A 12211-nucleotide genomic window follows, 5' to 3' on the forward strand; every position below is an offset into this window, starting at 1 on the left:
TCTGCGGGAGTGTCCACCTTTGTTGGGCACCACAACTCCTTGATCGACAGGACGTCGCGGCGCGTGGCGGCGTTGACGCCTTCTCCGACCGGCAGCAGGATGGCGCGGACCGGGCAGCTCGGACCAGGAGAAGGAACCGCCTCCGCCGCCGCGGGTACGGCGGGAGTGCTGTTGTGGAGCCAGATCGAGTCGATCCGGATGGGGCTGTAACAGGCTCTCCGTTCCCGCTCAGGGCGGCTGCGGAAGTGCAGTGACGATGACCGTTGACGGCCGGGGTCGGGCAGCGGCATAGTGCGCAACGCAGGCGATTGAGGGGGCAATCGAATGGGTGGATTGATTCCCGGCAACGCGCCACGCCGGTCGCGGCCCCGGGGCGGGCGGCGCTGGGTGGTCGCGGCGGTGGTCACGCCCGCTCTGCTCGCGTTGGGACTGCTGGCTTTCCGCCTGAACGAGCGGTACGAAGGGTGTCTCGCAGAGCACGGACCGACTTCGGCCGACCTGATCGACGGCGTCTATGGGCCGTGTTACTCGGCCATGGTGCTCGGCGACACCCTCTCACTTGCCTTTGTTGCCGTCTTCGCGGCGACCATCGTCGTCGGTTTCGTCCTCGGAGTGGTCGACGGCCGCGGGCGGCGGCGCTTCGCGTACGGCCGGTGGGTGTGCGTCGTCGTGGTCGGGCTCACCGCGCCGTGGGGGCTGCTTGCCTACGCGCTCGCCTACGGGCTGGGCCGGCTGCTACCCGCCCGCCGACCACCCGTGTACCGGCCGCCCCCGTCTGCGGTGGCCCTGCAACACGGCTGGATCGAGGCGATCCACCTGTACCAGCGACTCGCCAGAGGCGAGCCACCGCCTTCGGTGGTCGCGCCCGGCTTCATCGGGCCGGGAGTAGTCTATCTGGACGCCCCGTTCACCTACTCCCGCTACTACGGCACGACGGTCACCTATGGGCAGAGCCGCACCGTCGCCTTCGGTTCACCGGCGATCGTCGCTGGTGCGATGATCGGCAATCTCATCGGCAACAGCGCCGCCCGGTCCCGCGCCGCGAGCCTGGCGCAGCCGCAGTGGCGGGAGTTCGCGTACGCGCGGGTCGTCCTGACGGCGACCACCACGTGGTGCTCTCTGGGCGGGCGGTGGCTGGCCTTCGACCACGGCGCGGCCGTGGAGTACTCCATCAACGGCCCGAACGCCGTCCTGTCCTTCGCCGACGTGGAACCACTGCGGCTCACCGGCCCGTCCGTCTGGTGCCACGCCGTCATGTTCGCCTACGCCCGGTACGGACCGGGCCAGTGGCAGCAGGCACCGTTCCTGCACCCGCTGCGCGAAGCGGTGCACAGCCTCGCCGGCCCAGGCCCGCAGCCCCAGCAGCCGGACGCTGGCCACGGCTGAACCGAGCATCACTCCGCTACGGCAGCTCCGGCACGCCTTTCATCGGTCGGCTGGCGCGGTGCGACGGCTCGCGACGGCGCCAGCCTCTGCCAGAGGAACTCCAGCTCCAGCGCCTCGATGAAGGCCCGCTGCTCGTTGTTGGCCGCCGCGCCGTGCCCACCCTCGACGTTCTCGTAGTAGGTCACGTCGTGGCCGTACTCGCGCAGCCGGGCGGTCATCTTGCGGGCGTGCCCGGGATGCACCCGGTCGTCGCGGGTGGAGGTGATGAAGAGGACCGGCGGGTACGCCGCCGCACGATGGACGTTGTGGTAAGGCGAGTACTCCCGCAGGAAGGCCCAGTCCTCCGGCACGTCCGGGTCGCCGTACTCGGCCATCCACGACGCGCCGGCCAGCAGCCGGTGGTAGCGCCGCATGTCGAGCAGCGGGACGTGCGCGACGACTGCGCCGACCAGGGTCGGGTAGCGGGTCAGCATCACCCCCATCAGCAGGCCGCCGTTGCTGCCGCCCTCGATGCCCAGCTGTTCCGGCGTGGTGATGCCCCGGGTCGCCAGGTCGGTCGCCACCGCCGCGAAGTCCTCGAACGCCCGGGGTCGGTTCTCCCGCAGCGCGGCCCGGTGCCACTGCGGGCCGTACTCCCCGCCGCCCCGGATGTTCGCCACGACGTAGGTGCCGCCCCGGGCCAGCCAGCCCCGGCCGGTGATGCCGCCGTAGCCGGGGGTCAGGGATATCTCGAAGCCGCCGTACCCGGACAGCAGCGTCGGCCCGGCGGGCGCGGCGGGATCCCCGACCACGAAGTACGGCACCCGGGCGCCGTCGGCGGAGGTGGCGAAGAACTGGCGTACCGCGAGGCCGTCGGTGTCGAAGAACGCCGGTGCCCGCTTGAGGGTTTCGACCGGGCCGCCGATCTGCCCGAGCCGCAGCGTGGCCGGCTGGAGAAACCCCTCCGAGGCGACCAGGTAGGCGTCGCCGATCTCCGGGTCCGTCTCGACGAGGCAGCCCTCCTCGTCCGCCGGCACCCCCGGCAGCGGCTCCCGCCGCCACTCGCGCTCGCCGGGCGTGAGCACCTCCAGTTTGCTGCGTACGTCGGTGAGGGTGGTCAGGATGAGGTGGTTGCGGGTCCAGGCGTAACCGCTGAGCGAGGTGCGGGCGTCGGGCCGGAACAGCACCGTCAGGTCCCGGCTCCCGGCCACGAAGGCGTCGAACCGGGTCGCCAGCAGGGCCCCCGCCGGACAGGTCAGCTCGCCCACCGTCCACGGCGTGCGCGGCCGGATCACCAGCCACTCTCGATGTACGCCCCACCAGGCGTCCTCGGGCACCGGGATCCGGACCCGCTCGCCCGCCCCGGTCAGCAGGAAGTCCTCCGACCGGTAGAAATCCAGGCCGCGTCCGACGAAGTCGCGCTCGAAGCCGGGTGTCGGGTCGTGCCAGCCGTAGGCGGCGACGTCCTCGCTGGACGCCTCGTAGACGACCTCGGCCTCGGTCAGCGGGGTGCCCCGTCGCCACCTCCGCACCACCCGTGGATACCCGGAGTCGGTCAACGATCCCGGCCCCAGGTCCGTGCCGACGTAGATGTGATCCGCGTCGATCCAGCAGACGTCGGTCTTGGCTTCGGTGATGGTGAAACCGTCCTCGACGAAGGCCCGGTCACCAAGGTCGTACTCGCGCACCACCACCGCGTCCGCGCCGCCCCGAGAAAGGCTGACCAGGCAGAGTTGCTGGGCGGGCGGCAGCGCCGTCACGCCGCCCCAGACCCAGTTCTCGCCTTCCCGCTCGGCCAGCGCGTCGAGGTCGAGCAGCACGTCCCACTCCGGCTCGGGCCGGCGGTACTGGTCGAGTGTCGTGCGCCGCCACAGCCCGCGCGGATGTGCCGCGTCCCGCCAGAAGTCGTAGTAGAAGTGGTCCCCGCGCCAACCGGGGTAGGGAATGCGGTCGTCGGCGTCGAGCACCTGCCGGATCTCGGCCTGCCGGGCGGCGAACGCCGCCGTCCCGGTCAGCGCCGCGACGGTCTCCGCGTTGCGCTCCCGCACCCATCCGAGGGCCGTCGCGCCGTCCAGGTCCTCCAACCAGAGGTACGGGTCATCACTGTCATCGGTCGACGTGGCCACGTTGGCACTATCGCCGACATCCGACGCGACGCCGGCCCCGAACAGCTGTCGACATGGTGACATTCCGCACGCGAGCCACTTGTCGCTGCCCGCATCCCCGGTCCACCCAAGGCGAGATATCAAGAACAGCAGAACTTGATATCATTGCGGCAGCGCCGCGCCGAACTGGGGGACCGATCAATGTCCAGGACGATCCTCGACGTCGATGACAAACTGCTCGCCGAGGCCGCCAAGATCTTCGGCACGACTACGAAGAAGGCGACGGTCAACGCGGCGTTGAAGGCCGCCGTCGACCGGGAGAAGCGGCGCGAGTTCGCCGACTGGCTCAAGAGCGGCGGCCTGCCGGACCTCACCGGCCACACCGACGTGAAGCCGGACGCGGCGTGAGTCAAGAGCTGTACCTGCTCGACAAATCCGCTCACGCCCGCTGGCCCAAACCGGCCGTCGCGCCCGTCCTCGACGAACTGTCCGAACGCGCACTGCTGGCGGTGTGCGGCGCGATCGAGATCGAGGTGATCCAGAGCGCCCGGACGGTCAAGGACGCCCAGCGTGCTCGCTGGCTACTCGGCGGCTTCCACTGGCTTCCCATGCCCGACGAGGTCTGGGACCGTGCGGTCGAGGTTCAACTCCAGGCGCTACACAAGGGCAATCACCGCGCCCTTTCCATGGCCGATCTGCTGATCAGCGCGACCGCCGAGCGGCACGGTGCCGCGGTGCTGCACTACGACGGCGACTACGACATGATCACCGCCATCACCGGCCAACCCACCACCTGGGTCGTTCCGGCCGGCATCGCCGACTGATCGCCCACCCGCCGCGGGCCGATCGGTGACGTTCGTCCTTGGTATGGGATCACTTCTCGGGGGTATCACCGAGTTATGAGGGCGAGTTTCCGGCTCGGTCGGATCGTGGGCGTACCTGTCGGAGTCAACTGGAGTGTCCTGGTCATCTTCGCGCTGATCTGGTGGGGGCTGTCGGCCAACCTCTTCCCCCGGTCGTACCCCGGCCGGCCGGGAGCGGCGTACCTGCTGGCGGGCCTCGCGGCGGCGGTGGTCTTCTTCCTGGGTCTGCTCGCCCACGAGGTGTCCCACGCGGTGGTGGCCAAACGCAACGGGCTCGGGGTCGGCGGGATCACGCTCTGGCTCTTCGGCGGGGTCGCGGAGTTGCGCGGCGAGGCCCGCAGCCCCGGTGCCGAGCTGCGCATCGCCGGCATCGGGCCGCTGGTCAGCCTCGTCATCGGCGCCTTCTTCGGGGCGATCGCGATGCTGCTCGGCCTCGCCGGGGTGCACGGGCTGCTGCTGGGCGCGATGGCCTGGCTCGGCGGCATCAACCTGCTGCTGGCGGTCTTCAACATCCTGCCGGCGGCGCCGCTGGACGGCGGGCGGCTGCTGCGTGCGGCGGTGTGGAAGGCCACCGGGGACCGGACCCGGGCGTCGGTGGTGGCGGCCCGCGCCGGCTGGGTGCTCGGCGTGCTGCTGATCGGGCTGGGGCTGTGGCGGTTCCTGACCGGTGCCGGCATCGGCGGGCTCTGGCTGGCGCTGATCGGTTGGTTCCTGATCGGCGCCGCCGCCATGGAGGAACGGCAGGCCCGGATGGGCAGCGCGTTGCGCGGGATCCGGGTCGCCGACGTGATGACGCCCCAGCCGCAGACCGCGTCGAGCGAGATGACCGTGGCCGACTTCGTCGACAACTACCTGTTCGCGTACCGGCACACGGCGCTGCCGCTGACCGAGGACGGCCGGCCGGTCGGCCTGGTCACCCTCGACCGGGTGCGCGGCGTGCCCGTCGGCGAGCGGGGCAGCACCACACTGGAAGCGGTGGCCTGCCGGGCCGACGACCTGGTCCTCGCCTCCCCCGACGAGCAGCTGACCGACCTGCTCCCCCGGCTCAGCGAGTGCGCCGACGGCCGGGCGTTGGTGGTGACCGACGGCCACCTGGTCGGCATCGTCTCCCCCAGCGACATCAGCCGCGCCGTCCAACGCGGCCACCTGCGCAACGAACCCACCGCCAACCGCTAGGGCGCGGGTCAGCGGGGAAAGAGGCGGTCCAGCTCGTCGGTGCGGAACTTGCCCTTGGGGTCGAGGCGGTGCAGGAGGGCCTCGAAGCTGGGCCAGCGGGGGTATGTGGCGACGATCGCGTCGCGGGTGAGGCCGAAGACCTTGCCCCAGTGCGGGCGGGGGGCGAACGGGGCGAGGGCGCGTTCCACCTCGGCGACCACCGGCAGCACCGCCGAGGCGTCGGCGACCCAGGTGAAGTGGAGGGCGAGGGTGTCCCGGCCGTACTGCGGGCTGAGCCACAGCTCGTCGGCGGCGATCGTGCGGAGTTCGCTGGTCTGCGCCACCGGCGCCATCAGGTGCGCCACCTCGTCCAGCGCGGCCAGCGCGTCGGCGGCCACGGCCCGGGGCAGGTGGTACTCCGACTGCAACTCGTCGCCGCTGCTCGGGGTGAAGCCGAGCCGGAAGTGCGGCAGCCGCTCGTGCCAGGGGCCGGCCGCCCCGAGCTGCTCGGTGCAGTTGACCGTCGGCATGCCGGGCACCGGATGCCACGGCCGGTCGGCCGGCGTCGTACCGAGCCAGCCGGCCGGGGGCGCGGCCTGCTCCGCCAGCTGCTTGCGCCAGACCTGGGTGCCGCGGGTGGAGCGCCAGTCGGTGAAGACACTGACGCTGTACGCCGAGGCGAACGCCGCCTCCAGCGCGGCGCGGGGCAGGTCGAGCTGGACGTACTGGCGGATATCGAAGGTGGGCACCACGTCGAGGGTGAGCCGGGTGACGATGCCCAGCGCGCCGAAGGAGACGACCATCCCGGCGAAGCCGTCGTCGTCCCGGTCCACGGTGAGCAGCTCGCCCGCGGCGGTGACCAGTTCCAGGCCGGCCACCGCGGTGGCCAGGTTGCCGACCGCGTTGCCGGAGCCGTGGGTGCCGGTGGCGACCGCGCCGGCCACCGAGATGTGCGGCAGCGAGGCGAGGTTGGCCAGGGCGTACCCTCGCTCGTGCAGCCAGGTCGCCAGGTCCCCGTAGCGCATCGCGGCGGGTACGTCGACCACCCGCCGCTGCTCGTCGAGGCGCACCGTGGCCGGCAGTCCGGCCAGGTCGACCAGGTCCCCGGTGGTGTCGCCGAGCCGGTTGAAGGAGTGTCCGCTGCCCACCGCCCGGATCCGGTCGCTGCCGGCGACCAGCTCACGCAGTTCGTCCACTGACGACGGCCGGTGGTACGCCCGGGCGGCGTACCGGACGTTGCCCGCCCAGTTACGGTGCGTCGGCACTGCGACCCCCTCTCCGCGCCGACGGTTACCGCCGGCTCCGACGGGGAACCCTACGCCGATGAGCAGCTACCGTGATCCCGCCCCTCGCGGCGACGTGTACCCCTCCGAGGAGGAGATCGACCCGACCGGCAGCGGCGTGGAGCCGGCCAGCGGCCCGGCCGAGGCGTACCTTTGGTCCCAGCCGGATCCGCAGCCGGTGCCCACTCCCGAACCGGTCCCGACGCCACCCGTGCCCGGTCCGCCCCCGGTCCCCGGCCCGCCGCCGCGCACCGACGCCGACGCGCGGCCGATCGTCGGCCGGTACCTGGACGGCTCGGTGCAGGTGGTCACCGATGTGACGGTGGTTCACAGCTGCCGCATCACCTCGGTGGCGACCAGGTCCAGGTGATCCAGGTCGCTCAGGTCGAGCACCTGGAGGTAGATCCGCTGGCTGCCGGTCTCCGCGTACCGGCCGATCTTGTCGACGACCTCGGCCGGCGTGCCGGCCAGCCCGTTCTCGCGCAGTTCGTCCGGGGCGCGGCCGATCGCGGCGGCCCGGCGGGTCACCTCGGCGTCGTCCCGCCCGCAGCACAGCACCAGCGCGTTGGACCAGGTCAGTTCGGCCGGGTCCCGGTCGATCCCGGCGCAGGCGGCGCGGACCCGATCGAACTGGGCGATCGTCTCGGCGACCGAGACGAAGGGCAGGTTGAACTCGTCGGCGTACCGGGCGGCGAGCTGCGGCGTGCGCTTCACGCCCCGCCCGCCGAGCAGGATCGGCGGGTGCGGTCGCTGCACCGGCTTGGGCAGTGCGGGTGAGTCGCTGACCTGGTAGTGGTCTCCGGCAAAGTCGAACGTCCCGCCCGACGGGGTCCGCCACAGGCCGGTGATCACGGCAAGCTGCTCGGCCAGCCGGTCGAACCGCTCCCCCAGCGCCGGGAACGGGATGCCGTACGCGCTGTGCTCGGCGTCGTACCAGCCGGTGCCGATGCCCAGCTCGACCCGGCCGCCGCTCATCTGGTCGACCTGGGCGACGGTGATCGCCAGCGGGCCGGGCAGCCGGAAGGTGGCGGCGGTCATCAGCGTGCCGAGCCGGATGGACCGGGTGTCCCGGGCCAGCCCGGCCAGGGTCGTCCAGGCGTCGGTCGGGCCGGGTTCGCCGCTGACCGATCCCATCATGAGGTAGTGGTCCGAACGGAAGAAGGCGCCGAAGCCGGTCTCCTCGGCGCGACGGGCCACGGCGAGCAGGTCGTCGTAGCTGGCACCCTGCTGGGGCTCGGTGAAGATCCGCAGTTCCATGCGTCGAGCATAGAAAGCCGGCGGCGGCACCCGGGGGCGGTCGGCGCGGAAGAAAATCCTTGCAGCACTTTCACACCTCCGCAAGGGTCGAATCACAACGAACCAAGTTGTGAAACAGAGGTTCCCAACCATCGACGTCACTGTTACGGTCACGCCACTACCGCAAGTTCTTGCATAACTTGCAGGAATCCTTGCTGTCACCGACGACTGCCTGACCGTCCCCCGAGGAGGGCACCGTGCGTATCCCCCGTCCCCGCGCCGCGTTACCCGCGGCGGCCCTGGCCGCGACCCTGACCGCGGCCACCCTCACCGCCATCGCCGGCAGTGTCCCCGCCAACGCGGCCGAGGCACGCGCCAACGGCGACACGATCGTCCACCTGTTCCAGTGGCGGTGGGACTCCATCGCCGCCGAGTGCGAGAGCACGCTCGGCCCGAACGGCTGGGGCGGGGTGCAGGTCTCCCCGCCGCAGGAGCACGTGGTGCTGCCCAGCGCCGAGGGCGCCACCTACCCGTGGTGGCAGGACTACCAGCCGGTGTCGTACCGGCTGGACGCGACCCGGCGCGGCACCAGGGCCCAGTTCGTCGACATGGTCGAACGCTGCCGCGCGCAGGGCGTCAAGATCTACGTGGACATGGTGCTGAACCACATGAGCGGCACCGGCTCGGCCGGCAGCGGCCCGGGCAGCGCCGGCACCGTGTACAGCAAGTACAGCTACCCGAACCTGTTCAACGACGGCTCCGGCGACAGCTACGGCTACGCCGACTTCGCGCCCTGCTACCGACGGATCAACAACTGGGGCAACAAACAGGAGGTGCAGGACTGCGAGCTGCTCGACCTGGCCGACCTGAACACCGCGGACCCCGAGGTCCGGCGGAAGATCGCCAAGTACATGAACGCGGTGATCGACCTCGGTGTCGCCGGGTTCCGGGTGGACGCGGCCAAGCACGTGCAGGAGGCGCACCTGGCCGACATCATCAGCCGGCTGCGTGACGTGCCCGGCTTCGGCGGCCGGCCCGACCTGTTCCATGAGGTGTACGGCGACGGGACCATCCCGTACACCGCCTACGCCCCGTACGGCGGGGTGACCAACTTCGACTACCAGCGGGCCGTGTCGTCGGCGTTCCGCGACGGCAACATCGCGCAGCTGGGCAACCTGCCCGACTACGGCGGGCTGACCAGCCAACAGGCGGTCGTGTTCGTGGACAACCACGACACCCAGCGGGACAACCCGACGCTGACCTACAAGAACGGCCCCCGCTACTACCTGGCCGACACCTTCATGATGGCCCACCCGTACGGCCGGCCCCAGCTGATGTCGAGCTACGCGTACGGCTCGGTGCACGGGCAGGGCCCGCCCAGCACCTCCAACGGCACCACCCTCGCCACCGCCTGCGGCGACGGCGCATGGATCTGCGAGCACCGCGACCCGGGGGTGGCCGGCATGCCGGGCTTCCGCAACGCGGTTGCCGGTACCGGCATCGGATCGGTCACCACCGACGGCAACGGCCGGCTGGCGTTCGCCCGCGGCAACCGGGGGTACGTCGCCCTCAACGCCACCAACAGCACCTGGAGCCGCAGCTTCGCCACCTCGCTGCCGGACGGCCGCTACTGCAACGTGGGCCGGGGCGCGTACGACCGGTCCACCGGGGCCTGCCCCGGCGGCCCGGTGACCGTCGCCGGCGGCGCCTTCACCGCCGACGTCGCCCCCGACCACGCGGTGGCCCTGCACGTCGAGGCCCGCCTCGACGGCGTGACCCCCACCCCGACGGCGACCCCGACCGCCGGCCCGACCGGCACGCCGACCCCGACCCCGAGCCCGTCCAACCCGGCCGGGGCCACCCGGTTCACCGCCACCGTCTCCACCGACCTGGGCCAGGAGGTGTACGTCGTCGGCTCGATCCCGCAGCTCGGCTCCTGGAACCCGGCGGGCGGGGTGAAGCTCTCCACCACCTCGGGCAGCTACCCGACCTGGACCGGGTCGGTGGACATCCCGACCGGCACCACCTTCGAGTGGAAGCTGGTCAAGGTCGGCAACGGCGCCGTGCAGTGGGAGAACGACCCGAACCGCACGGGCACCGGCGGCACGGCCATCGCCGCCACCTGGAACCAGCCGGCCGGCAACCCATCGGGCACTGCCACGGTTTCCTTCCGGGCCACCGCCACCACCGTGTACGGGCAGAACATCCACGTCGTCGGCGACCTCCCCGCCCTCGGCGGCTGGGACCCGGCCCGGGGGCTGCGGCTCTCGGCGACCGGCTACCCGGTCTGGACCGGTGAGCTGAGCCTGCCGGCCGGCACCGCCTTCTCCTACAAGTACGTCAAGCGCACCGACGACGGGACGGTGGTCTGGGAGTCGGGCGCGAACCGTACCGCCACCGCCACCGGCTCGCTGATCCTGACCGACACCTGGCGCTGACCGTGCCCACGGCCCCTCCCGAGCCCTCGGGAGGGGCCATTCTCGGCCTCGCCAACGGTGGTCAGGCGTACGGCGGGCGGGCGTACGCGGCCCGCAGCGCGGCCAGCCCGGCCGCCTTCGGGGTGAGCGTGCCCCAGCCCGAGTTGAAGTAGTTCGTCCGCTCGATGACTGGCCCGCGCTCGGCGTTGAGGCGGGCGATCGCGGCCGGCACGGTGGCGATCCAGCCCGACTGGTCGGGAATCTCGGCGACCCGGACACCCCACTCGGCGATCAGCACCGGGCGGGACAGCGCCACCGGTCCGAGGTCGGCCACCGCCCAGTCCTTGGTCCGCCGGAACCGCTCCAGCGCGGTGTGGCTGGCGTTGGTCGCGTAGACGTTCCACTGGAGGAAGTCCAGCCGGGACATCAGCGCCTCCGGGTGGGTGCGCTGGAAGCAGGCCCGGTCGAAGCCGCCGAGGCCGACCGAGAAGGTGGTGCCCTGGGGCAGCGCCTTGGCCCGGAACCAGTTCACGATGTACGTCATCGCCTGCACCGCCCGAGCGTCCGACTCGGCCCAGGTGTACGCCTTGCCGGCCTCGGTGGTGCCGAACTCGTGGTCGGTGTCCAGCTCGGAGGCGAGCTGGACGTTCACCCCGAACCCCAGCGTCCGGTACTGCGACAGCGCCCGGGCGAACAGCCCGTCGCACTGCCCGGCGAGCACCTGGCTGTAGCCGTACGCCCTCGGCCACACCGTGCTCGGGCGCTGCTGGATGGTCATCGCCGGGGCCGGCACGGTGTACGTCACGCCGTCCACGGCGAAGGTCTGCGCCCCGGTGTTCGTCGTGCCGTAGTGCTTCAGCTCCAGAACCATGTTGATCCGCACTCCGGCCTTGCCCAGCGTGGTCAGCCACGGCCGGTTGTAACCGGGGAAGACGTAGCCGTCGGCGAAGCTGCGGTACTGGGTCAGCGAGCGGAAGTTGCCGCCGGTCATGTCGGCCGTCGGGTCGGCGCCGCCGGAGAGGTAGTAGCCACCGAGCACCGGCGGCGTGATCGCGTAGTCGGCCGCGGCGGTGGCGGTCTGCCCGCCGGTGTCGCGCACGGTCACGGTGACCCGGGGCATCACGCCACCGCCCGGTAGACGGCCACGGCGCCGTTGTCCGACACCCGGGTCCAGGTGCGACCCGAGTCGTCGGTGACGGTGATGGTGAGCGGGTCGATGACGGCGTTGACCCTGACCGGCGCGCTGCTGTTGCCCTGGGCGTCGGTGACCACGACAGTGACGGTGAGCGCCTTGTTGTCGGGATCGCTGTAGGTGACGGTGAGCAGCATCTGGGCACCGGGGGCGTAACTGGTCGCGTTGAGGGAGGCGGTCGCGGTGGGAGCAGCCATGACGGCTCCTTCCTGGCTCGATCGCCGCGACCAGCGGATCTGCACCACCGGTGCGGCGGAGTCTGCGGCGGCCGGAGCCGGGCGAGGCGACGCGCCTCGGCGGGGATCCGGCGTGGTTGCGGCGGCGACGTCGCTGTCGGGCGCGGGGACACCGGCCCGGACGATCGGGCGGTGTCGACCGGGACGCGGCCGTGACGGCGTACGCGGGGCCACCGGCGCGGGGCGCCGGGACCGGTCGCGACGGCGGCGGCCGGGCTCGGTGCTGGCGGCCCGGCGGGGAAGTTATTGTCCCCGCCCGGCCGGAGAGTCGGATGTGGCCCGCCATCCGCAGCCTCTCTACCTGCTACAACAGTGCGTCGAGGCAGGCCCCCCCGTCCTGTCACCTTCCAGACACCCCA

11 protein-coding genes are annotated in these 12211 nt (G+C 71.8%); 6 read left to right on the top strand and 5 right to left on the bottom strand.

Going from position 1 to position 12211, the window contains the following annotated elements; all coding sequences use genetic code 11:
* The first annotated feature begins 324 nt into the window (after window positions 1–324).
* The gene (locus ACQPYA_RS24215) at window positions 325–1386 is read left to right on the top strand and encodes a hypothetical protein (protein WP_433529382.1); all 1062 of its coding nucleotides are present in this window, start codon (window positions 325–327) and stop codon (window positions 1384–1386) included.
* An 8-nt stretch (window positions 1387–1394) separates the two neighbouring features.
* Here the strand turns inward: ACQPYA_RS24215 and ACQPYA_RS24220 are convergent, their stop codons facing one another.
* Complete coding sequence (locus tag ACQPYA_RS24220; RefSeq protein WP_433529383.1) at window positions 1395–3491, bottom strand: prolyl oligopeptidase family serine peptidase; 2097 nt, start codon at window positions 3489–3491, stop codon at window positions 1395–1397.
* Window positions 3492–3671: 180 nt separating this feature from the next.
* On the opposite strand from ACQPYA_RS24220, the gene ACQPYA_RS24225 reads away from it, so the two are divergent.
* The 3 genes from ACQPYA_RS24225 (at window position 3672) to ACQPYA_RS24235 (ending at window position 5509) form a co-directional block, all read left to right on the top strand.
* Complete coding sequence (locus ACQPYA_RS24225; RefSeq protein WP_433529384.1) at window positions 3672–3878, top strand: type II toxin-antitoxin system VapB family antitoxin; 207 nt, start codon at window positions 3672–3674, stop codon at window positions 3876–3878.
* Entirely contained in the window at window positions 3875–4294 is a 420-nt protein-coding gene (locus ACQPYA_RS24230) for a PIN domain nuclease (protein WP_433529385.1), read from the top strand. The genes ACQPYA_RS24225 and ACQPYA_RS24230 overlap by 4 nt, the downstream gene beginning before the upstream one ends.
* A 75-nt stretch (window positions 4295–4369) precedes the next feature.
* Window positions 4370–5509 carry a site-2 protease family protein gene (locus ACQPYA_RS24235; protein ID WP_433529386.1) on the top strand — a complete coding sequence of 380 codons (1140 nt, stop codon included), beginning with the start codon at window positions 4370–4372 and terminating at the stop codon, window positions 5507–5509.
* Between the two features lie 8 nt (window positions 5510–5517).
* Here the strand turns inward: ACQPYA_RS24235 and ACQPYA_RS24240 are convergent, their stop codons facing one another.
* Window positions 5518–6753 (bottom strand): FAD-binding protein, encoded by a 1236-nt coding sequence (locus ACQPYA_RS24240; protein ID WP_433529387.1) that lies wholly within the window; start codon window positions 6751–6753, stop codon window positions 5518–5520.
* A gap of 58 nt (window positions 6754–6811) precedes the next feature.
* Here ACQPYA_RS24240 and ACQPYA_RS24245 point away from each other — a divergent pair, with 58 nt between their 5' ends.
* Window positions 6812–7141 carry a hypothetical protein gene (locus ACQPYA_RS24245; protein ID WP_433529388.1) on the top strand — a complete coding sequence of 110 codons (330 nt, stop codon included), beginning with the start codon at window positions 6812–6814 and terminating at the stop codon, window positions 7139–7141.
* On the opposite strand, the gene ACQPYA_RS24250 is transcribed toward ACQPYA_RS24245, so the two are convergent.
* Window positions 7099–8028, bottom strand: a complete 930-nt coding sequence (locus ACQPYA_RS24250; RefSeq protein WP_433529389.1) for an LLM class F420-dependent oxidoreductase — start codon at window positions 8026–8028, stop codon at window positions 7099–7101. The genes ACQPYA_RS24245 and ACQPYA_RS24250 overlap by 43 nt on opposite strands.
* Window positions 8029–8264: 236 nt before the next feature.
* Here ACQPYA_RS24250 and ACQPYA_RS24255 point away from each other — a divergent pair, with 236 nt between their 5' ends.
* Entirely contained in the window at window positions 8265–10445 is a 2181-nt protein-coding gene (locus ACQPYA_RS24255) for a carbohydrate-binding module family 20 domain-containing protein (protein WP_433529390.1), read from the top strand.
* A gap of 61 nt (window positions 10446–10506) precedes the next feature.
* Here the strand turns inward: ACQPYA_RS24255 and ACQPYA_RS24260 are convergent, their stop codons facing one another.
* Both ACQPYA_RS24260 and ACQPYA_RS24265 read right to left on the bottom strand, forming a co-directional pair.
* Entirely contained in the window at window positions 10507–11544 is a 1038-nt protein-coding gene (locus tag ACQPYA_RS24260; RefSeq protein WP_433529391.1) for a hypothetical protein, read from the bottom strand.
* Window positions 11544–11813 (bottom strand): hypothetical protein, encoded by a 270-nt coding sequence (locus tag ACQPYA_RS24265; RefSeq protein WP_433529392.1) that lies wholly within the window; start codon window positions 11811–11813, stop codon window positions 11544–11546. Before ACQPYA_RS24265 ends, ACQPYA_RS24260 begins: the two co-directional genes overlap by 1 nt.
* Window positions 11814–12211: the final 398 nt, after the last annotated feature.

Source organism: Micromonospora sp. CA-263727 (genome assembly GCF_050942455.1).
In the GTDB taxonomy this organism is placed as follows: domain Bacteria; phylum Actinomycetota; class Actinomycetes; order Mycobacteriales; family Micromonosporaceae; genus Micromonospora.

Coding starts and splice junctions, on each gene's coding strand:
- ACQPYA_RS24215 (WP_433529382.1), top strand. CDS start 325: ATGGGTGGATTGATTCCCGGCAACGCGCCACGCCGGTCGCGGCCCCGG.
- ACQPYA_RS24225 (WP_433529384.1), top strand. CDS start 3,672: ATGTCCAGGACGATCCTCGACGTCGATGACAAACTGCTCGCCGAGGCC.
- ACQPYA_RS24235 (WP_433529386.1), top strand. CDS start 4,370: ATGAGGGCGAGTTTCCGGCTCGGTCGGATCGTGGGCGTACCTGTCGGA.
- ACQPYA_RS24245 (WP_433529388.1), top strand. CDS start 6,812: ATGAGCAGCTACCGTGATCCCGCCCCTCGCGGCGACGTGTACCCCTCC.
- ACQPYA_RS24250 (WP_433529389.1), bottom strand. CDS start 8,028: ATGGAACTGCGGATCTTCACCGAGCCCCAGCAGGGTGCCAGCTACGAC.
- ACQPYA_RS24260 (WP_433529391.1), bottom strand. CDS start 11,544: ATGCCCCGGGTCACCGTGACCGTGCGCGACACCGGCGGGCAGACCGCC.
- ACQPYA_RS24265 (WP_433529392.1), bottom strand. CDS start 11,813: ATGGCTGCTCCCACCGCGACCGCCTCCCTCAACGCGACCAGTTACGCC.